At 68.3% G+C, this 18,693-nt stretch carries 17 protein-coding genes; 12 read left to right on the top strand and 5 right to left on the bottom strand.

The window, feature by feature from the left end:
• Positions 1-12 precede the first annotated feature (12 nt).
• The 4 genes from pepN to PMI14_RS21305 all read right to left on the bottom strand — a co-directional run bounded on the left by pepN (position 13) and on the right by PMI14_RS21305 (position 5,690).
• On the bottom strand, positions 13-2,727 hold the full coding sequence (gene pepN, locus PMI14_RS21325) for an aminopeptidase N (RefSeq protein ID WP_007857452.1): 2,715 nt from the start codon (positions 2,725-2,727) through the stop codon (positions 13-15).
• The gene (locus tag PMI14_RS21320) at positions 2,711-3,445 is read right to left on the bottom strand and encodes an HAD family phosphatase (RefSeq protein ID WP_007857451.1); all 735 of its coding nucleotides are present in this window, start codon (positions 3,443-3,445) and stop codon (positions 2,711-2,713) included. The genes pepN and PMI14_RS21320 overlap by 17 nt, the downstream gene beginning before the upstream one ends.
• Positions 3,445-4,549, bottom strand: a protein-coding gene (gene prfB, locus PMI14_RS21315) for a peptide chain release factor 2 (RefSeq protein ID WP_108016494.1) whose coding sequence is annotated in 2 segments (ribosomal slippage) — positions 3,445-4,467 and positions 4,469-4,549 — 1,104 coding nt in all. Because the reading frame shifts where the segments join, the coding sequence is not laid out codon by codon here. Before prfB ends, PMI14_RS21320 begins: the two co-directional genes overlap by 1 nt.
• A 214-nt stretch (positions 4,550-4,763) precedes the next feature.
• Entirely contained in the window at positions 4,764-5,690 is a 927-nt protein-coding gene (locus PMI14_RS21305; protein ID WP_007857448.1) for an alpha/beta fold hydrolase, read from the bottom strand.
• A 204-nt stretch (positions 5,691-5,894) separates the two neighbouring features.
• Between PMI14_RS21305 and PMI14_RS21300 the strand changes: the two genes are divergently transcribed.
• The 10 genes from PMI14_RS21300 (at position 5,895) to PMI14_RS21255 (ending at position 15,000) form a co-directional block, all read left to right on the top strand.
• A complete protein-coding gene (locus PMI14_RS21300; protein WP_007857447.1) occupies positions 5,895-6,911 on the top strand; it encodes an AraC family transcriptional regulator in 1,017 nt (338 codons plus the stop codon).
• A gap of 122 nt (positions 6,912-7,033) precedes the next feature.
• Positions 7,034-8,314 carry an anthranilate 1,2-dioxygenase large subunit AndAc gene (gene andAc / locus PMI14_RS21295; protein WP_007857446.1) on the top strand — a complete coding sequence of 427 codons (1,281 nt, stop codon included), beginning with the start codon at positions 7,034-7,036 and terminating at the stop codon, positions 8,312-8,314.
• 13 nt (positions 8,315-8,327) lie between these two features.
• Complete coding sequence (andAd, locus tag PMI14_RS21290; RefSeq protein ID WP_007857445.1) at positions 8,328-8,846, top strand: anthranilate 1,2-dioxygenase small subunit AndAd; 519 nt, start codon at positions 8,328-8,330, stop codon at positions 8,844-8,846.
• An 11-nt stretch (positions 8,847-8,857) separates the two neighbouring features.
• Positions 8,858-9,205 (top strand): anthranilate 1,2-dioxygenase ferredoxin subunit AndAb, encoded by a 348-nt coding sequence (gene andAb / locus PMI14_RS21285; RefSeq protein WP_007857444.1) that lies wholly within the window; start codon positions 8,858-8,860, stop codon positions 9,203-9,205.
• Positions 9,206-9,261: 56 nt separating this feature from the next.
• The gene (locus tag PMI14_RS21280; protein WP_007857443.1) at positions 9,262-10,476 is read left to right on the top strand and encodes an ABC transporter substrate-binding protein; all 1,215 of its coding nucleotides are present in this window, start codon (positions 9,262-9,264) and stop codon (positions 10,474-10,476) included.
• A gap of 37 nt (positions 10,477-10,513) precedes the next feature.
• The gene (locus PMI14_RS21275) at positions 10,514-11,434 is read left to right on the top strand and encodes a branched-chain amino acid ABC transporter permease (protein ID WP_007857442.1); all 921 of its coding nucleotides are present in this window, start codon (positions 10,514-10,516) and stop codon (positions 11,432-11,434) included.
• 50 nt (positions 11,435-11,484) lie between these two features.
• A complete protein-coding gene (locus PMI14_RS21270) occupies positions 11,485-12,438 on the top strand; it encodes a branched-chain amino acid ABC transporter permease (protein WP_007857441.1) in 954 nt (317 codons plus the stop codon).
• Positions 12,435-13,193 (top strand): ABC transporter ATP-binding protein, encoded by a 759-nt coding sequence (locus tag PMI14_RS21265; protein WP_007857440.1) that lies wholly within the window; start codon positions 12,435-12,437, stop codon positions 13,191-13,193. Before PMI14_RS21270 ends, PMI14_RS21265 begins: the two co-directional genes overlap by 4 nt.
• Positions 13,190-13,909: an ABC transporter ATP-binding protein gene (locus PMI14_RS21260; protein WP_007857439.1), complete on the top strand. Its 720-nt coding sequence runs from the start codon at positions 13,190-13,192 to the stop codon at positions 13,907-13,909. The genes PMI14_RS21265 and PMI14_RS21260 overlap by 4 nt, the downstream gene beginning before the upstream one ends.
• A gap of 17 nt (positions 13,910-13,926) precedes the next feature.
• Positions 13,927-15,000 (top strand): CDP-6-deoxy-delta-3,4-glucoseen reductase, encoded by a 1,074-nt coding sequence (locus PMI14_RS21255; protein ID WP_007857438.1) that lies wholly within the window; start codon positions 13,927-13,929, stop codon positions 14,998-15,000.
• Between the two features lie 7 nt (positions 15,001-15,007).
• Here the strand turns inward: PMI14_RS21255 and PMI14_RS21250 are convergent, their stop codons facing one another.
• On the bottom strand, positions 15,008-16,057 hold the full coding sequence (locus tag PMI14_RS21250; RefSeq protein ID WP_007857437.1) for an AraC family transcriptional regulator: 1,050 nt from the start codon (positions 16,055-16,057) through the stop codon (positions 15,008-15,010).
• 249 nt (positions 16,058-16,306) lie between these two features.
• Between PMI14_RS21250 and PMI14_RS21245 the strand changes: the two genes are divergently transcribed.
• Both PMI14_RS21245 and PMI14_RS21240 read left to right on the top strand, forming a co-directional pair.
• Positions 16,307-17,107: an SDR family oxidoreductase gene (locus PMI14_RS21245; protein WP_007857436.1), complete on the top strand. Its 801-nt coding sequence runs from the start codon at positions 16,307-16,309 to the stop codon at positions 17,105-17,107.
• A 13-nt stretch (positions 17,108-17,120) separates the two neighbouring features.
• Positions 17,121-18,668, top strand: coding sequence for an NAD(P)/FAD-dependent oxidoreductase (locus PMI14_RS21240; protein WP_007857435.1), 1,548 nt, complete (start codon positions 17,121-17,123; stop codon positions 18,666-18,668).
• Positions 18,669-18,693: the final 25 nt, after the last annotated feature.

The following is an 18,693-nucleotide window of genomic DNA, read 5'->3' as shown; positions in this document are numbered from 1 at the left end:
GCGTGCGATCGATCAGTCTGCCAGCGCGCGGGTGACCACCTCGCGCACGTCGTTGCTCAGGTCCGGGCGCGTGGCCACGCGGGCAATGGCCTCGCGCGCCGCGGTGCGCCAGGGCTCGGCCAGCTTCTTCCAGCGGTCGAGCGCTCGCGCCAGGCGCGCGGCGACCTGCGGGTTGATGGCGTCGAGCTCGATCACGCGGTCGCTCCAGAACACGTAGCCCGCCGCATCGGTGCGGTGGAAGGCGCCGGGGTTGGCGCTGCAGTAGCTGAAGATCACGCTGCGCGCGCGGTTCGGGTTCTTCAGGCTGAAGTCTGGGTGCTGCATGAGCTGGCGCACGGCGGGCAGCACGTTGCCGCCCTTGTCGGGCGCACCGGCCTGCAGCGCGAACCACTTGTCGATGACCAGGGGCTCGTCCTTGAACAGCGCGTGAAAGCGCGCCAGCGCCGCAGCCGCATGCGTGCTGCCGCTGGCCACCAGGGCCGTGAGGGCGTTGAAGCGGTCCGTCATGTTGCTGGCCACCTTGAAGCGCTGGTAGGCCTTGCCGGGCCAGACCTCGTCGCCCGTGCGCTGGGCGGCGATGCACAGCATGTGCAGCGCCATGCCGCTGAGCGAGCGGCGGCCGGACGAGACCGGGTCGGGGCTGTAGCCGCCGGTGTCCTGGTTCTGCTCCCAGGCCCACTCCCAGTCGGCCTGCAGGGCCACGGCCAGTTGCTCGCGCATGGCCTCGCGCACGGCGTGGATGCGCTGCGGGTCCACCACGTCGAGCTGCTCGGCGATGTAGGTCTCCGACGGCAGGGTCAGCACCAGCTCCTTGAAGGCCGCATCCAGCGCCGGGCTGCGCAGCACGCTGCGCAGCGCATCGACCACGGCAGGGGGCAGGATGTCGCCGCCGGCGGGGCCACTGCCGGTGATGGCATGGATGGCGGTGCGCAGCGCCAGGCGCTGGCCCGCTTCCCAGCGGTTGAAGGCATCGGTGTCGTTGGCCAGCAGGGTGAGCAGTTGCTCGTCGGTGTACTCGATGTCCAGCACCACCGGGGCGCTGAAGTCGCGCAGCAGCGAGGGCACGGGTTCGGCGTCGAGGCCGGTGAACACCAGGGTCTGGCTGGCCTCGGTCAGCACCACGGTGCGCGATGGCGCGCCCGCGGCGTCCTCGCCCTGCAGCTGCAAGGGCAGGGCGGCGCCCTGGTGCGTGAGCAGGCCCAGCCCGACGGGAATCACGAAGGGCAGCTTGTCGGCCTGGCCCGGCGTGGGCGCGCAGCTTTGCGCCAGGGTCAGGGTGTAGGTGCGCGCGGCGGCGTCGTAGCTGCCCGTGGCCTTCACGCGCGGCGTGCCGGCCTGGCTGTACCAGCGCTTGAACTGGGGCAGCAGGCGTGCCAGGTCGCTGGCGGGGTTGGCATCGGCAATGGCCTGGGCGAAGTCGTCGCAGGTCACGGCCTGGCCATCGTGGCGCTCGAAGTACAGCTTCATGCCCTTGGCAAAGCCTTCACGGCCCACCAGGGTGTGCATCATGCGCACCACCTCGGCACCCTTTTCGTAGATGGTGACGGTGTAGAAGTTGTTGATCTCGATGTAGCTGTCGGGCCGCACCGGGTGGGCCATGGGGCCCGCGTCCTCGGGGAACTGGGCGGTGCGCAGCACGCGCACGTCCTCGATGCGCTTGACGGCGCGGGCCGAGGGGCTGCCGGCCAGGTCCTGGCTGAACTCCTGGTCGCGGAACACCGTGAGGCCTTCCTTCAGGCTCAGCTGGAACCAGTCGCGGCAGGTCACGCGGTTGCCCGTCCAGTTGTGGAAGTACTCGTGGCCGACCACGCTCTCGATGTTGGCGAAGTCCACGTCAGTCGCGGTCGACTCGCTGGCCAGAACGTACTTCGTGTTGAAGATGTTCAGGCCCTTGTTCTCCATGGCGCCCATGTTGAAGTCGCTGGTGGCGACGATCATGAAGCGCTCCAGGTCCAGCGGCAGGCCAAAGCGCGCCTCGTCCCAGGCCACGCTGGCCATCAGCGAGTTCATGGCGTGCTCGGTCTTGCCCAGGTCGCCCGGGCGCACGTAGACCTGCAGCAGGTGGTCGGTGCCGGCGCGCGCGCGGATCTTCTGCTCGCGGGCCACCAGCTTGCCCGCCACCAGGGCGAACAGGTAGCAGGGCTTCTTGTGCGGGTCGACCCATTGGGCGAAGTGGCGGCCATCTTCCAGGTCGCCGCTGTCCACCAGGTTGCCGTTGGACAGCAGCACCGGGTACTGGGCCTTGTTGGCGCGCAGCGTGACGGTGTAGCTGGCCATCACGTCGGGGCGGTCCAGAAAGTAGGTGATGCGCCGGAAGCCCTCGGCCTCGCACTGCGTGAAGAAGGTGCCCTGGCTCACGTACAGGCCCATCAGGTGCGTGTTCTTGGCGGGGCAGCAGGTGGTGAAGATCTCGAGCGCGAAGGCGTCAGGGCCCGTGGGCAGGTTCTCCAGCACCAGGCGCGAGCCCTCCATCTTGAACGAGGTGCCCTGGCCGTTGACCAGCACGCGTGCCAGGTTCAGGTCCTCGCCGTCGAGCTTGAGCGGCTGCTCGGCCACGTCCGGGTTGCGGCGCAGCGTCATGCGGTTGAGCACGCGCGTCTTGGCGGGGTCCAGGTCGAAGGTCAGCTCGACGCTGTCGATCCAGTAGGCGGGGGCGGTGTAGTCCTCGCGGCGGATGGCGAGGGCCGGTCCCGCTCCACTGGCGTCTGCGTTAGGCGATGGCAACATGGATGCGCTCCAGAAAGTCGGTGTTCATGAGTTCGTGGTAGTCACGCACGGCGGCCAGCACATGGGGGCCCGCCAGTTCCTGCGCGCTGTGGGTGCTGCACACCGCCACGGCATGCATGCCCGCGCGGCGCGCGGCCTCGATGCCGAAGGGGGCGTCCTCGAAGACGATGCAGCGTTCGGGTGCGGCGCCGATGCGGCGTGCCGCTTCGAGAAAGATGGCCGGCTGGGGCTTGCCGGGCAGGCCCTCGTCGCCGCGCACGATGGTCAGGGGCTCGGGCTCCATGGACAGGCGCGCCATGGCGAAGGCCACGTTGTGGATGTCGCCCGCCGTACCCACGGCCAGCTTGTAGCCGCGTGTGGAGACCTGCGCCGCAAAGGCGCGAAAGCCCGCCACCTCGGCAAAGGCCGGGCCGAACAGCTCGCGGTAGATGTCTTCCTTCTCGCGCGTGAGGGCATCGGCCTCGGCCTGCTCCACCTCGCGCTGCAGCAGCTCGCGGATGCACTCTGTGCCATTGCGGCCCGTGGTGCGGGCCATCAGGTCGGGCACGTCTATGGCCATGCCGCGGCGGCGCGTGAACTCGACCCAGGCCTTGGCGTGCCAGGGCATGGAGTCGATCATGGTGCCGTCCATGTCGAAGATGAAGGCTTCGACAGGGATCGCGCCGCGGCCTGGGGCCGTGGCGTCGACGGTGGTGGCGGCTGCTGCGTCGCGCTGCATCACACGCCCTGCTTGAGCGAGGCTTCGATGAAGGCGTCCAGGTCGCCGTCCAGCACCTTTTGCGTGGCGGAGATTTCCACCCCGGTGCGCAGGTCCTTGATGCGGCTGTTGTCCAGCACGTAGCTGCGGATCTGGTGACCCCAGCCCACGTCGGTCTTGGTGTCCTCGAGCTTTTGCTGCTCTTCCTGGCGCTTGCGCATCTCGTGGTCGTACAGGCGCGAGCGCAGGCGCTGCCAGGCGATGTCGCGGTTGCCGTGCTGGCTGCGGCCGTCCTGGCACTGCACCACGATGCCCGTGGGGATGTGGGTCAGGCGCACGGCCGAGTCGGTCTTGTTGATGTGCTGGCCGCCCGCGCCCGATGCGCGGTAGGTGTCGGTGCGCACGTCCGATGGGTTGATGTCGATCTGGATCGAATCGTCGATCTCGGGGTAGACGAACAGGCTGGCAAAGCTGGTGTGGCGCCCGCCCGACGAGTCGAACGGCGACTTGCGCACCAGGCGGTGCACGCCCGTCTCGGTGCGCAGCAGGCCGTAGGCGTACTCGCCCTCGACCTTGATGGTGGCACTCTTGAGCCCGGCGATGTCGCCCGGGGTCTCTTCCTCGACCGTGGTCTTGAAGCCCTTGCGCTCGGCGTACTTGAGGTACTGGCGCAGCAGCATGCCGGCCCAGTCGCAGGCCTCGGTGCCGCCGGCGCCGGCCTGGATGTCGACGAAGCAGTTGAGCGGGTCGGCCTCGTGGCGGAACATGCGGCGGAATTCCAGCTGCTCGATCTCGGGCTGCAGCTTGGCGGTCTCGGCCTCGATGGTCATCAGGCCGTCTTCGTCGCCGTCTTCCTTGCTCATGTCGTAGAGCTCGGTGTTGTCGGCCAGCTCACGCGTGAGTTTTTCGAGCGTGAGCACCACGCCGTCCAGCGACTTCTTTTCCTTGCCCAGTTCCTGGGCCTTCTTCGGATCGTTCCAGACCGAAGGGTCTTCCAGCGAGGCGTTGACGGTTCTCAGGCGTTCGAATTTGGCATCGAAGTCAAAGATACCTCCGTAACTCTTGCGTGCGCACGGTCAGGTCGCTCAAGGTGTTGCCGATGAGGTTGATGCGTTCTGCGTCCATGGTGGTGTCCTGGTAGGTGTGTTCTGTAGAGGGTGACAAGGCCGAACGGGCCCCGTGTGCGCTGCGCTGGTGTGCGCACGCAAGGGGAGGACCCGCACCGAGGCGGGTCGGTTCAGCATCGCCCGAATCGGCCATTTTCTCATGGATGGGCATGGGGGCCGGCAATGCCCCTTGCGCCCTCGAAAACGGCCGCGGAACCGTGCCGCAGGAGGGGTCAGGAAGACAGGTGCTCTTCGATCAGCCGCGCCACCGCTTCGGGCTGGTCATGGTGCAGCATATGCGCGGCGTCCTGCACCACGGCCGTGCGGCAGTCGCGCACGTGGGTCAGGCGCTGGTGGTATTCAGGCAGGGCATAGCGGCCCTTCCACCACTGGCCCAGGCTGTCGTCGCTGGCCTCCACGGCCAGCACGGGGGCGGCAATGCGCTCGTACAGGGCCAGGGCCTCGTCCAGGCGGTACAGCTGCGAGCTGGTGATCTTGTGCGCCGGGTCGCCCAGGATCTCCCAGCGGCCCTCTGCGTTGGGCTCGGCCCAGTGCTGCGCCAGCCAGTCGGCCTTGTCCTGCGACAGCCGCGGGTTGGTCTTCATCAGGCGCTGGGCCACGCCGGCCACGTCGTCGTAGGCCTTGAGGGCCATGTCGCCCGTCTGCAGCTTCTTGATCTCGTCGATCCACTGCGCATAGCGCCTGGGTGCCTGGTCGGGTTTGGTGGCGGGCATGCCGAAGCCCTCCAGGTTCACCAGGCGGCGAATGCGCTCGGGCCGCACGCCCGCATACATCATGGCGATGTTGCCGCCCATGCTGTGGCCCACCAGGTCCACGGGCTGATCGCCCACGTAGTGGTCGAACAGCAGGTCCAGGTCGGCCAGGTAGTCGGGAAAGGTGTAGTGGTCGCAGGGCGTGGGCAACTTGCTCAGGCCGAAGCCGCGCCAGTCGGGCGCGATGATGTGCCGGCCTTGCGCGAACGCGGCCGAGAACGCGTCCACCACGAACTGGTAGGAGGCGCCCACGTCCATCCAGCCATGCACCAGGACCAGCGGGGGCCTGGCAGAGGCCGGGGATGCCTCACCCCAGTGGCGGACGTGGTAGCGCAGGGTGCGGATGGGGACGAACTCGCTGCGCGAGGTGCGGACGGTGGAATACATGGAGAGCAGCGGGGTGAAAGGATGGACAGGCGTTGTTGCTCCAATGGTACGTCGGCAGCCCTGCGGCCGTGGCTGCGGGGGTGTCGCATGGGCGCCTGCCGGTCCATGGGTATGGAAATTGCTGAGGTTGACGCATATCAAAGCGGTGCGCCCCGACGCGTGCTGCGCCTCCTTCCCCCAGCCCCCACGCGAGGTCTCTGTCCGATGGTTCCCCTGTCGTCCGCCCTGTCCCTGGATCTGTCGGCGCTGCAGCAGCGCCCGCTGTTCACGTCGGACCTTCGGGTGGACTCCCATGACCTGGTGGCGCGCGAGTTCTCCGACCATGGGCTGAAATGGTGCGGCGGGCCGGTGGCCACCTCGCTGTCCAAGGTGCGCGTGCGCCAGTTGCAGCTGTTCATGCTGCAATACGGTGCGGAGGTGGAGATCCGCCCGCGCCCGTTCGACGACTTCGTGCTGGTGCACCTGTCGCTCTCGGGCACAGCGCAGCTGGTGTCCGACGGCGTGCCCGTGCGCCTGCCCGCCGGTGCCGCCGCGCTGATTGCACCGCGCCACAACCTGCACATGCACTGGCAGCAGGGCGCGCGACAGCTCATCCTCAAGGTGCCGTGCAGCCTGCTGCGCGCCTGGGCGCCCGAGTCGCTGGTGGGCGACTCGACCTTCGTGCACCCGCTGCTGCCGCTGAGCGCGGGGCAGGGCCAGCAGTGGCACTTTCTCATGCAATCGCTGCTGCATGTGAGCCAGCAGGCGGTGGAGAGCACCGCGCATGCGCGCTGGGTGGACCACATGGAGAGCAACGTGGCGCTGTTCCTGGCCTCCTGCGCGCAGAGCGTGCCGATGCCTGCGGCGCCGCTGTTGTCCCTGGGGGCGCTGGACATCGACACCGCCGCGCCGGTCCCCCATGGCGACATGGGCCGGCTCGACCGGCTCGATGCCTACATGCGCAGCCGCCTGTGCGCGCCCGTGGCGCTCGAAGACCTGGCGCGCGCCGCCGGTGTCAGCGTGCGCGGCCTGAATGCGCTGTGCCAGCGCCACCATGGCGAATCGCCCATGGCGCTGCTGCGCAACATGCGGCTTGACGCGGTGCGTGCGCGCCTGCAGGAGCGCCCCGGCCACTGCGTGACCGATGCGGCGCTGGAGTTCGGCTTCGGCCACCTGGGCCGTTTTTCGAGCTACTACCGCGAGCGCTTTGGCGAACTGCCGAGCCAGACCAGCTTCAATTGAGCAGGCACCACTGCACATTTGCAAGAACCGGACAGGCCCGCAGCGCCGCGTGCCGATAGTGGATAGCGGGGCAGGGCGTTGATTTCTAGCATGGAGGCATACCAATCGAAGAGGCCGTGCCCATGTCTGAAATCCCCGCCGTCGAAGTCGCTGCCCCCGTCTCGCTCAAGGCGCAGCGGCAGGTGTTCTTCCCGCAGCCCGATGGCTCCAACGTGCCCTACCGGGTGTTCAGCTCGCAGGAGGTCTACGACCGCGAGCAGGAGCGCATCTTCCGCGGGCCGGTCTGGAGCTTTCTGGGGCTGGAAGCCGAGATCCCGAATGTGGGCGACTTCAAGTCCACCTTCGTCGGCGACACTCCCGTGGTGGTCACGCGCACGGCCGACGGCCTGGCCTGCTGGGTCAACCGCTGCGCCCACCGCGGCGCCATGGTCTGCCGCGAAAAGCGCGGCAACGCGGCCAGCCACACCTGCGTGTACCACCAGTGGAGCTTTGCCGCCAACGGCGACCTGCAGGGTGTGCCGTTTCGCCGCGGCCAAAAGGGCATGGTCGGCATGCCCAAGGATTTCAAGACCGAAGAGCATGGCCTGCAGAAGCTGCGCGTGGACAGCTACAAGGGCTTGCTGTTCGCCACCTTCAGCGACGCGACGCCGCCGCTGCCCGAGTACCTGGGCGAGCAGATGCGGCCGTGGATCGACCGCATCTTCCACAAGCCCATCGTCTACCTGGGCTGCACGCGCCAGTACTCCAAGTCGAACTGGAAGCTGTACTTCGAGAACGTCAAGGACCCCTACCACGCCAGCCTGCTGCACCTGTTCCACACCACCTTCAACATCTTCCGCGTGGGGATGAAGGCGCGCTCCATCCCCGATGCGAACCACGGCCTGCACAGCATCATCACCGTGACCAAGCCCGAGGTGGAGACGGACACCGCCGCGGCCTACAGCGCGCAGAACATCCGCTCCATGGACGAAGGCTTCGAACTCGAAGAGCCCGCGCTGCTCGGCCAGATCCAGGAGTTCGACGAGATGACCACCAACCACATCCAGCCGATCTTTCCGCAGCTGGTGGTGCAGCAGATCCACAACACGCTGGTGGCGCGCCAGCTGCTGCCCAAGGGCCCGGGCAACTTCGAGCTGGTGTTCCATTTCTTCGGCTACGCCGATGACACGCCCGAGCTGCGCGAGCTGCGCCTGCTGCAGGCCAACCTGGTGGGCCCTGCGGGCTACATCTCGATGGAGGACACCGAGGCCACCGAGCTGGTGCAGCGCGGCACCGTGCGCGATGGTGACAAGCACTCCTACATCGCCATGGCGCGCGAGGCGCCCGAGCAGATGGACACCGTGATCACCGAGAACCTGATCCGCCGCTTCTGGGTGGGCTACCAGGGACTGATGGGCTACTGAAGGACTGCACGCCATGACCACGATGACCACCCCTACCGCCCCCATCGACATCAGCCGCCAGGAGCGCCTGCAGCTGTGGACCGAGCTGCTCGAGCTGCAGCACCGCTATGTGAGCGCGCTGGACAACAACCGGCTCGAAGAGTGGCCCGGCTTCTTCGTCGAAGAGGGCCGCTACGAGATCATCCCCAAGGAGAACTTCGACGCCGGCTTTCCCGCGCCCATCATGTACTGCCGCAATGCCGGCATGCTGCGCGACCGCGTGCTGTCGCTGCGCAACGCCAACATCTTCGAGGACCACGTGTACCGCCACGGCACCTCGGGCCTGGTGATCACCGCCGTCAAGGACGGCGTGGTGCACACGCAGTCGAGCTACGTGGTGGTCATCACCGGCACGGCCGGCGAGTCCAGCGTCTACCAGGCCGGCACCTACCTGGACGAGGTGGTGCAGCACCAGGGCGAGTGGCGCTACCGCAGCAAGCGCGTGGTCTACGACACCTCGCGCGTGGCCACCTTGCTCGCCACCCCCATCTGAGGACCCGCACCATGCAGACAACGACCGATAAGGCACTGGAACAGGGCGCGGTAGCCGCCTGGCACGACGTGGGCGAGCCCGAGGATTTCCCGGACGGCGCCGTGTGGCCCGTGGTGGTGCAGGGGCTGCCCGTTGCGGTGTTCCGCGACGGGGAAGGGCTGTTCGCCCTGTACGACCTGTGCACCCACGGTGCCGCCAAATTGTCCGACGGCTGGGTGGAAGACGGCTGTGTGGAATGCCCCTTGCATCAGGGCACCTTCGACATCCGCACGGGGGCGCCCTGCAAGGCGCCCGTCACCGAAGCGGTGCGCACGTTCCCGGTGCGCGTGGTGGCAGGGCGTGTCGAGGTCGGGCTCTGAAGCCCCGCCTGCGCGGCCCCTGGTTCTCTTTTTTTGTTGATGGATAAGGACTGACGATGGCACAACTCTCCCGCACCTCGCTTCGCAAGCGTCTTGAAGCAGTCGCTCTGGCTGCCCTGGCCACCCTGGCGGCCTGCGCCAGCTTCACCGCCGCAGCGCAGCAGGGCCCCATCAAGGTCGGCATGGCGCTCGACATCTCGGGCCCGTTCGCCGGCCCCGGCGCCGATGCGCGCGATGGCTTCAACCTGGCCATTAAGCAACTCGCTGGCAAGCTCGGCGGCCAGCCGGTGGAGTTCGTGCAGACCGACATGGCCGGCAGCCCCGACCAGGCCAAGCAGCTGGTGGACCGCTTCGTGCAGCGCGAGAAGATCGATCTGTTCACCGGCCCCATCGCTTCCAACGTGGCATTGGCCGTGGCACCCACGCTGTTCGCGGCCAAGGTGCCCTATCTGTCGAACAACGCCGGCCCGAGCCAGCTGGCCGGCGCGCAGTGCAATGCCTACTTCTTCGGTACCGCCTACCAGAACGACCAGTACCACGAGGCCGCAGGCCAGTTCGCAGCCGACCGCGGCTTTGGCCGCATGGTGCTGATCGCCCCCAACTACCCCGCCGGCAAGGACGGGCTCACCGGCTTCAAGCGCAAGTTCAAGGGCACGGTGGTCGACGAGGTGTACACCAAGGTCGGCCAGATTGACTACGCGACCGAGCTGGCGCAACTGCGCGCCGCCAAGCCCGAGGCCGTGTACTTCTTCCTGCCCGGAGCCATGGGCATCAACTTCATCAAGCAGTTCGTGGGGGCCGGCCTGTCCAAGGACATCATGCTGGTGACCAGCGGCTTCTCGGCCGACGAGGACATCATCGGCGCGGTGGGCGAGCCCATGCTCGGCCTGTTCAACACCTCGCACTGGGCGCACGACCTGGACAACGCGGCCAACAAGGCCTTCGTCGCGGCCTTCCGCAAGGAATACGGCGGGCGCTACCCGTCCATCTACGCCGCACAGGCCTTCGACGTGATCAGCGCCATGGACGCGGCCGTCAAGGCCGTGGGCGGCAAGGTGGCCGACCGCGAGGCCCTGGCCAAGGCGCTGGCCAAGGCGCAGTTCCCCTCGGTGCGCGGCAGCTTCCGCTATGCCAACAACCACTACCCGGTGCAGAACTTCTACCTGCGCACCATCGGCAAGAACGCCGAGGGCCGCGTGACCAACAAGACCATCAAGACGGTGCTTGAGAACTACGGAGATGCCTTCTCTGCCCAGTGCCCGTTGAAGTGACCTTGTCCCCACCGCTTTCGCGCATTCCAAGCACACCATGAACTGGATCCTCGTCATCGAGCAATTGCTCAACGGAGCGGGCTACGGGCTCATGCTCTTCCTGATCGCGGCCGGCCTCACGCTGGTCTTCGGGATCATGGACGTGATGAACCTCTCGCACGGCTCGCTGTTCATGGTGGGCGCCTACGTGGCGGCCACGGTGCATGTGCACAGCGGTTCGTTCGCAGGAGCAGTGCTGGTGGCCATCGCCGCCACCGTGTTCGTGGCCGTGCTGCTGGAGGTGACGCTGATGCGCCGCCTCTACGGGCGCGACCACCTGGCCCAGGTGCTCGCTACCTTCGGCGTGATCCTGGTAGCCGATGACGCGGTGAAGATGGCCTGGGGCCCGTCGCCCGTGATGGCGCCCACACCGGCCCTGCTCTCGGGCCCGGTGGAGCTGTTCGCCGGCCTGCCGTACCCCTCGTACCGGCTGGTGGTGCTGGTGGCCGGGGTGCTGGTAGCGGGCCTGCTGTACCTGCTGGTCAACCACAGTCGCGTGGGCATGCTGGTGCGGGCCGGCGCGTCGGACCGGTGGATGGCCGAGCTCATGGGCGTGCGCGTCAAGCGCGTGTTCTGCGGCATCTTCGTGCTGGGGGCTGCTCTGGCGGCCCTGGCCGGCGCCCTCATGGGGCCGCTGATGGCCGTGCAGGTGGGCATGGGCGAAGCCATCCTGATCCCGGCGCTGGTGGTCATCGTCATCGGCGGCATCGGCTCGGTGCGCGGGGCCTTCGTGGCTGCGCTGCTGGTGGGGCTGGTGGACACCATCGGCCGGGCCTTCCTGCCGCTCTTGCTGCGCGCCACGCTGCCGCCCTCCGTGGCGGCCGACCTGGGCCCGCTGTTCGCCGAGGTTGCCATGTACGCCCTGATGGCCGCCGTACTGAGCTTTCGCCCCGCGGGGCTGTTTTCTGCCAAAGCATGAGTGCCATGTCTGCCTCCTTGACCTCATCCCCCTCGCTACCCTCGCCGCCGATGGCTGCGCCGCGCTGGCGTGGTGCCATCGTGCCGTTGGTGCTGCTGGCCGCGTTGGCCGCCTTTCCCTTGGTCGCGCCGGCCCTGGGCCTGGATTTCTACATCGGCTTCATGCGCCGGGTGCTGGTGGTGGCCCTGGCCGCGGCCAGCCTGAACTTCATCATGGGCTTTGGCGGCATGGTGGCGCTGGGGCATGCGGGCTTCGTGGGCGTGGGCGCCTATGCGGTGGTGGTACTCAGCGATGCGGGCGCCACCTCGGCCTGGGTCGTCTGGGGCGCTGCCATGGCTGCGGCCGCGCTGGTGGCCGCACTGGTGGGCGCCATCTCGCTGCGAACCAAGGGGGTGTACTTCATCATGATCACCCTGGCCTTCGCGCAGATGCTGTACTTCGTCTTCGTCTCGCTGCGCAGCTATGGCGGCGACGACGGCTACACGCTGCCCCTGCGGCCGGCGCTGGGCATGGGCCTTGATGTGATGCACGAGCCCACGCTGTACTGGGTGGTGCTGGCCCTGGTGGCGCTGGTGCTGTGGTGGCTGGACCGGGCCACGGCCTCGCGCTTCGGTGCGGCGCTGGCGGGTATCCGCGACAACGAGACGCGCATGCGTGCCCTGGGCTACCCGGTGTACCTGCTGCAGCTGGCGGCCTTCACGCTGGCCGGCGCCGCCGCGGGCCTGGCGGGCGCGCTGCTGGCCACGGGCAACAGCTTCGTGAGCCCATCGATGATGCACTGGACGCAGTCTGCCACGCTGATCGTGATGGTCGTCATCGGCGGCCTGGGCCGGCGCTGGGGCGGGCCGGTGGGCGCGGCTGTGTGGCTGGCACTCGAAGAAGCGCTCAAGCTGCACACCGACTACTGGCACATGCCGCTGGGCGTGCTGCTGATCGCCACCGCGCTGTATGCGCCCAAGGGCCTGGCGGCGCTGGCGGACCTGCGCGCAAGGAGCAAGCCATGAGCCTTTTCCAAGTGCAGGGCCTGGTCAAGCGCTTCGGCGGCCTGCTGGCCACCGACCATGTGAGCCTGTCGGTGGGGCATGGCGAGGTGCACGCCCTCATCGGCCCCAACGGCGCGGGCAAGACCACGCTGGTCAACCAGATCTCGGGCCTGTTGGCGCCCGACGAGGGGCGGGTGCTGCTGGACGGCGCCGACATCACCGCGCTGCCCATGCACCGCCGGGTGGCCAAGGGCCTGTCGCGCTGCTTCCAGGTCACGCGCATTTTCCCCAGGCAAAGCGTGCGCGACAACCTGCTGCTGGCCGTGCAGGCGCACAGCGGCTCGAGCTTTCGCTTCCTGCAGCCGCGCTCGCAGGCGCGTGGCCTGTACGAAGCCGCCGACCGGCTGGCCGAGCGCGTGGGCTTGCAGGGCCAGCTCGATGAGATCGCCGGCGCTCTGCCGCACGGCGCGCAGCGCACGCTGGATGTGGCGCTGGCGCTGGCCTCCGGACCCAAGCTGCTGCTGCTCGACGAGCCCATGGCCGGCATGGGGCCCGACGAGTCGCAGCAGATGGTGCAGCTCATCGAGACCCTGCGCCAGGACATGGCCGTGCTGCTGATCGAGCACGACATGGAGGCCGTGTTCCGCCTGGCCGACCGCATCTCGGTGCTGGTCTATGGCCGCGTGCTCACGGCCGGCACGCCCGACGAGATTCGCAACAACGCCGAGGTGCAGGCTGTGTACCTGGGCACCGAAACCCTGGAGACCACCCCATGAGCGCGCCCGAACCCTTGCTGAGCTGCCAGGGCCTGGAGGCCGGCTACGGCGTGAGCCAGGTGCTGTTCGGCATCGATCTGCAGATCGGGGCCGGCGAGGTGGTGTCCCTGCTTGGCCGCAACGGCATGGGCAAGAGCACCACCATCAAGACCCTGGTGGGGGCGCTGCGCCCCACGGCGGGCGATATCCGCTTTGCCGGCCAGGCGACCGACCGCCTCAAGAGCGATGCGATCGCCCGCCTGGGCCTGGCCATCGTGCCCGAGGGGCGCCATGTGTTCCCCAACCTCACGGTGCGCGAGCACCTGCAGGCCTTTGCCGACCACCGCAACGGCCTGCGCGACGCCTGGGACATCGGGCGCATCTACGGCGTGTTCCCGCGCCTGAAGGAGCGGCAGAACAACCTCGGCAACCAGCTCTCGGGTGGCGAACAGCAGATGCTGGCCATCGGCCGGGCGCTGTCGACCAACCCGCGCCTGCTCATTTTGGACGAGGCCACCGAAGGCTTGGCCCCTGTCATTCGCGAGGAGATCTGGCGCTGCCTGGCCACGCTCAAGGCCGCGGGCCAGACCATCCTGGTGGTGGACAAGTACGTGCACCGCCTGGTGGGCCTGGCCGACCGCCATGTGATCCTGGAGCGCGGGCGCGTGGTCTGGCAGGGCGATTCCGCCGCGCTCAACGCCGACCGCAGCCTGTGGTCGCGCTACCTTACCGTTTAAGCCTATCAGGGTTTCCCATGCAGATGATCGAAGAGGCCGGCGCAGCCGTGGCCGAAGCGCCTGTGCACGCCATCACCCTGTTGCCGTCCGGCAAGACCTTCTCTTCCCCAGCGGGTGAAAGCGTGCTCGACGCCGCCCTGCGCCAGGGCATCCTGCTGCCCCACCAGTGCAAGACCGGCACTTGCGGCGCCTGCCGTGCCCGCGTGGTCGATGGTGAGGCCGCCTGCCTGCCAGGCGCCCAGCCTGCAGCGCTTTCACCGGAAGAGGCGGGGCAGGGCGTGCACCTGCTGTGCTGCACGCAGGCGGCGAGCGACCTGCGCATCGAATGTGCCGAGATCCCGCACATCCCCGGCATCGCCGTGCGCAAATTGCCGGTGCGCGTGGTGGCCATGGAGCGCCTGGCGCCCGACGTGATGCGCGTGCAGCTGCAGCCCCCGCCGGGCCAGCAGCGCCTGCATTACGCGGCAGGCCAGTATGTGGACGTGCTGCTGCCCGGCAACCGCCGGCGCAGCTATTCGCTGGCCACGACGGCCCGCGAGGGGCAGGACCTGCTGGAGCTGCACATCCGCCACCTGCCGGGCGGGCTGTTCACCGACCAGGTGTTCGGCAAGCTCAAGGCGCGCGATGTGCTGCGCATCGAGGGGCCGTTCGGTACCTTCGGCATGCACGACGACGCCTCGCAGGCGCCGGCCATCCTGCTGGCCAGCGGCACCGGATTTGCACCCGTGAAGGCCTTGGTGGAGCAACTGCTGGCCACCGGCAGCGGGCGCCGCGTGCACCTGTACTGGGGCGGCCGCGCACGGCAGGACCTGTACCTGCACAGCCTGTGCCTGGAATGGGCGCACGCCCTGCAAGGCCGGCTGACCTACGTGCCTGTGCTGTCCGATGCGCCCGAGGCCGACGCGTGGGCTGGCCGCACCGGCTGGGTGCACCAGGCCGTGCTGCAGGACCATGCGGACCTTTCGCAGCACGAGGTGTATGCCTGTGGTGCCCCGGCCATGGTGGATGCGGCCCGGCGCGACTTCGCCACCCTGGCAGGCATGCGGCCCACGGCCTTCTTTGCGGACGCCTTCGTGGCGCAGCCGGGGTGAGCCGGACTCAGTGGGTTTTGCCCTGCCGCAGGCGGGTGTCCGAGGGTGTCTCGCCAAAGCGCTTGCGGTAGCCCTCGGCAAAGTGCCCCAGGTGGAAGAAGCCGTAGCGCGCCGCAATGTCCGAGACCTGCGGGGCGCGCTCGGACCGGGCGGGCTGCTGCAATGCCGCACGCACCGCATCGAGCCGCAGCTCGCGCAGGAAGGCCATGGGGCTCCTGCCCGTGCACTGGGCAAACGTCTGTTGCAGCGACCGGGCGCTGACGCCCACGTGCGCGCACACATCGGCCAGGGTGATGGGCAGCTCCAGCTGGCTGTGCATGAACTCCTGCGCCCGCTTGACCACGCGTGGCAGCACCACGGGTGCGCTGCCCGGCAGGGCCGTGCCCGCTGCCAGCGCTGTGGAGTAGTTGTGCTGCGTTGACAGCAGCAGGCTGGTGAGCAGGTGGTTCTCGGCCTGCTCGGCCAGCACCGGGTGGCCCAGCAGGAAGGCCTTGGTCTCGACCGCCGAGCGCAGGTAGGCAATGAAGCTGGCCATGCCCATGAGCGTGGGGTTGGCCAGGTCCACCCCCAACTCGAATACCAGCGGCTTCTGCACCGGCGCCTGCAGCAGGGCCGACAGGCGCGCCTGCAGGGCTTCGCGGTCGATCTTGACGATGAACTGCGGGCTGTCCTCGTGCCAGCGCATGGACAGCGGCTCGGTGGGCGAGGGCAGCGAGGCCATGAGCGCGTGCGACTCCAGCGCCTGGCCGCCGCAGCGCACGCTGGCACCACCGCGCAGCGGTATCTGCAGCAGGTAGAAGCCCGCGAGGTGGCCGGGCTCGATGCGCACGGCCGGGCCGTACTGCACATAGTTCAGGCTGGCGTCCCGGTGCAGGGGCACGCTGTGGTGGCAGGCATCGAGCTGCGCGCCCGGGTGCAGCGTGGCCAGCTCGTGCGGGCAGAACACCCGGCCCACGAACTCGCGCGCCTCGTCCAGGTCGTGGCTGTCGAACAGGCGGTAGTGCGCCAGCGGTAGCGGGTGCGCGGTGCTGCTGCTGCACTGCTGGGCGGTGGGCATGTGTTTCGGCCGGTGGGGCGTCGTTTCTTCTGGAGCAAGCACGAAGCACGCCACGGCAGGGGCGCGAAAACATGCGTTTGCGGGATACGCCCTGCGCTTTCGGGATGCCGATGCGCGGGCTGCTTTCCTATTCTTGTGCATGCCCCGGATGCTTTGCAAGAGCGTTAGCACCCGGGTGCACCGGGGCGGGTGTGACGGTGTGTTACCGCTGCTGCACCGCAACATGTTTCAGTCAGCACAGGAGTCAGCATGGTCCAGGGATTCGAAGGCATGCGCGGCAAGAGCGCGATCGTGACCGGGGGCGCCACGCTCATCGGCGCCGGGGTGGTGCGTGCATTGCACCAGGCTGGGGTACGGGTGGTGGTGGCCGACATCAACGCCGAGGCCGGGCAGGCGCTGGCGGACGCGCTGGGGGATGGGGTGCTGTTCAGCCGCACGGACATCACCGATGACGCCCAGGTGGCCGCCTGCGTGGCCCTGGCCGCCGAGCGCCATGGTGGGGTGCACTACCTGGTGAACCTGGCCTGCTCGTACCTGGACGACGGCATTGCCTCGCCGCGCGAGGACTGGCTGGCCTCGCTCAACGTCAACCTGGTCAGCGCGGTGATGGTGCTCAAGGCCGTGCGCCCGCACTTCCAGCGCGCGGGCGGCGGGGCGGTGGTCAACTTCACCAGCATCTCCTCGGGCGTGGCGCAGACGGGGCGCTGGCTCTACCCCGTAGGCAAGGCGGCCATGGTGCAGCTCACGCGCAGCATGGCCATGGACCTGGCGGGCGAGGGCGTGCGCGTGAACAGTGTCTCGCCCGGCTGGACCTGGTCGGCCATCATGGACCAGCTCACCGGTGGTGACCGCGCCAAGACCGACCGCGTGGCCGCCCCGTTCCACCTACTGCGCCGCGTGGGCGACCCGGCCGAGGTGGCCAATGTGGTGCTGTTCCTGTGCTCGGACCTGGCCAGCTTCGTGACCGGTGCCGACTATGCGTGCGACGGCGGTTACTCGGCCATGGGCCCTGAGTCCTATACGCCCGCCATTCCCCAACTCATGTCGTGAAGGAGCAATGGCCATGACCATCCGATCCGTAGGCATCATCGGTGCCGGCTTTGCCGGCCTTTCCACGGCCAAGGTGCTGCGCGCCTTCGGCTTCGAGGTGACGGTGTTCGAGAAGGAGCCCGACGTGGGCGGCGTCTGGGCCGCCTCGCGCCGCTACCCGGGCCTGACCACGCAGAACCCGCGCACCACCTATGCGCTGTCGGACTTTCCGATGCCAGCCGACTACCCCGAGTGGCCTTCGGGCCAGCAGGTGCAGGCCTACCTGCACGCGTATGCCGAGCACTTCGGGTTGATTCCCCACCTGCGCATGTCCACCACGGTGGAAAGCGCGGTGCTCGACGAAGAGGCCGGCGTCTGGACCGTGAAGGCGCGCCGGGCCTTGGCCGGGCAGGGCGGCGCCCTGCCGGCCGAGGTGCACCGCTTCGACTACCTGGTGGTGTGCAACGGCATCTTCAGCGAGCCCGCCGTGCCGCAGTACCCGGGTGCCGATGCCTTTGAGGCGGCGGGCGGGCGCGTGTGCCATACCAGCCAGTTCAACGACGCCGATGAGGCGCGCGGCAAGCATGTGCTGGTGGTGGGCTACGGCAAGTCCTCGTGCGACGTGGCCAATGCGATTGCGGCCGACAGTGCCAGCACCACAGTGCTGGCGCGCCAGCTGATCTGGAAAATCCCGAAGAAGTTCATGAACGTGCTGAACTTCAAGTTCCTGCTGCTCACGCGCATGGGCGAGGCGCTGTTCAAGTACATCGAGCCCAAGGGCTTCGAGAAATTCCTGCATGGCGCGGGCCTGCCGGTGCGCAACTCCATGCTGGGCAGCGTGGAGTCGGTGGTCACGCGCCAGCTGAAATTGCGCGAGATCGGCCTGCACCCGGGCACGCCGCTCGAAACCATTGCCCGCAGCACCGTGAGCCTGGTGACCGATGGCTTTTACGAGAAGGTGGCAGCCGGCACCTTGGGCGTGCGCAAGGGCGTGAGCATCCGCGCGCTGCAGCCCGGCCAGGCGGTGCTGAGCAATGGCGAGACGGTGCCAGCCGACCTGGTGGTCTGCGGCACCGGCTGGCAGCAGCAGGTGCCGTTCTTCGACAGCAGCGTGCTGCAGCGCGTGACCGATGCGCGCGGAAACTTCCGGCTGTACCGTTCCATCCTGCCGGTGGGCATGCCGCGCCTGGCCTTCAACGGCTACAACTCCTCGTTCTTCAGCCAGCTCAACTGCGAGATCGGTGCGCTGTGGCTGGCCAACCACCTGCGCGGCGGGCTGCAGCTGCCCCCGCAGGACCAGATGAACGCGCAGATCGACCGGCGCCTGGCCTGGATGGAGGAGCGCACCGACGGCAAGCATTCCAAGGGCACCAACATCATCCCGTTCTCGGTGCACAACATCGACGAGCTGCTGCAGGACATGGAACTGCCGCTGGGCGCCTTCACCCGCTTCAGGCAGTGGCTGGAGCCCGTGAACCCGTCGGACTATGCGGTGGTCACCCGGCAGTTGCTGGCGCGGCATGCGGGTGCCCCCGCCACGGCTGCCGCGCCCCAGGCCACCTCCGGTGCCGCCGCCTCCTGAGTCTTCCCAGAAATTACCACCACCC

It is taken from the genome of Acidovorax sp. CF316 (assembly GCF_000276605.1).
Lineage (GTDB): Bacteria > Pseudomonadota > Gammaproteobacteria > Burkholderiales > Burkholderiaceae_C > Acidovorax.
Note: the sequence above shows the minus strand (reverse complement) of the source record. Positions and strands in the feature narration are given on the sequence as shown.

What these genes read in the sequence shown, in the direction of transcription:
- pepN (WP_007857452.1), bottom strand. Translation starts at nt 2,727, where the DNA reads ATGTTGCCATCGCCTAACGCAGACGCCAGTGGAGCGGGACCGGCCCTC.
- PMI14_RS21320 (WP_007857451.1), bottom strand. Translation starts at nt 3,445, where the DNA reads ATGCAGCGCGACGCAGCAGCCGCCACCACCGTCGACGCCACGGCCCCA.
- PMI14_RS21305 (WP_007857448.1), bottom strand. Translation starts at nt 5,690, where the DNA reads ATGTATTCCACCGTCCGCACCTCGCGCAGCGAGTTCGTCCCCATCCGC.
- PMI14_RS21300 (WP_007857447.1), top strand. Translation starts at nt 5,895, where the DNA reads ATGGTTCCCCTGTCGTCCGCCCTGTCCCTGGATCTGTCGGCGCTGCAG.
- andAc (WP_007857446.1), top strand. Translation starts at nt 7,034, where the DNA reads ATGTCTGAAATCCCCGCCGTCGAAGTCGCTGCCCCCGTCTCGCTCAAG.
- andAd (WP_007857445.1), top strand. Translation starts at nt 8,328, where the DNA reads ATGACCACGATGACCACCCCTACCGCCCCCATCGACATCAGCCGCCAG.
- andAb (WP_007857444.1), top strand. Translation starts at nt 8,858, where the DNA reads ATGCAGACAACGACCGATAAGGCACTGGAACAGGGCGCGGTAGCCGCC.
- PMI14_RS21280 (WP_007857443.1), top strand. Translation starts at nt 9,262, where the DNA reads ATGGCACAACTCTCCCGCACCTCGCTTCGCAAGCGTCTTGAAGCAGTC.
- PMI14_RS21275 (WP_007857442.1), top strand. Translation starts at nt 10,514, where the DNA reads ATGAACTGGATCCTCGTCATCGAGCAATTGCTCAACGGAGCGGGCTAC.
- PMI14_RS21270 (WP_007857441.1), top strand. Translation starts at nt 11,485, where the DNA reads ATGGCTGCGCCGCGCTGGCGTGGTGCCATCGTGCCGTTGGTGCTGCTG.
- PMI14_RS21265 (WP_007857440.1), top strand. Translation starts at nt 12,435, where the DNA reads ATGAGCCTTTTCCAAGTGCAGGGCCTGGTCAAGCGCTTCGGCGGCCTG.
- PMI14_RS21260 (WP_007857439.1), top strand. Translation starts at nt 13,190, where the DNA reads ATGAGCGCGCCCGAACCCTTGCTGAGCTGCCAGGGCCTGGAGGCCGGC.
- PMI14_RS21255 (WP_007857438.1), top strand. Translation starts at nt 13,927, where the DNA reads ATGCAGATGATCGAAGAGGCCGGCGCAGCCGTGGCCGAAGCGCCTGTG.
- PMI14_RS21250 (WP_007857437.1), bottom strand. Translation starts at nt 16,057, where the DNA reads ATGCCCACCGCCCAGCAGTGCAGCAGCAGCACCGCGCACCCGCTACCG.
- PMI14_RS21245 (WP_007857436.1), top strand. Translation starts at nt 16,307, where the DNA reads ATGGTCCAGGGATTCGAAGGCATGCGCGGCAAGAGCGCGATCGTGACC.
- PMI14_RS21240 (WP_007857435.1), top strand. Translation starts at nt 17,121, where the DNA reads ATGACCATCCGATCCGTAGGCATCATCGGTGCCGGCTTTGCCGGCCTT.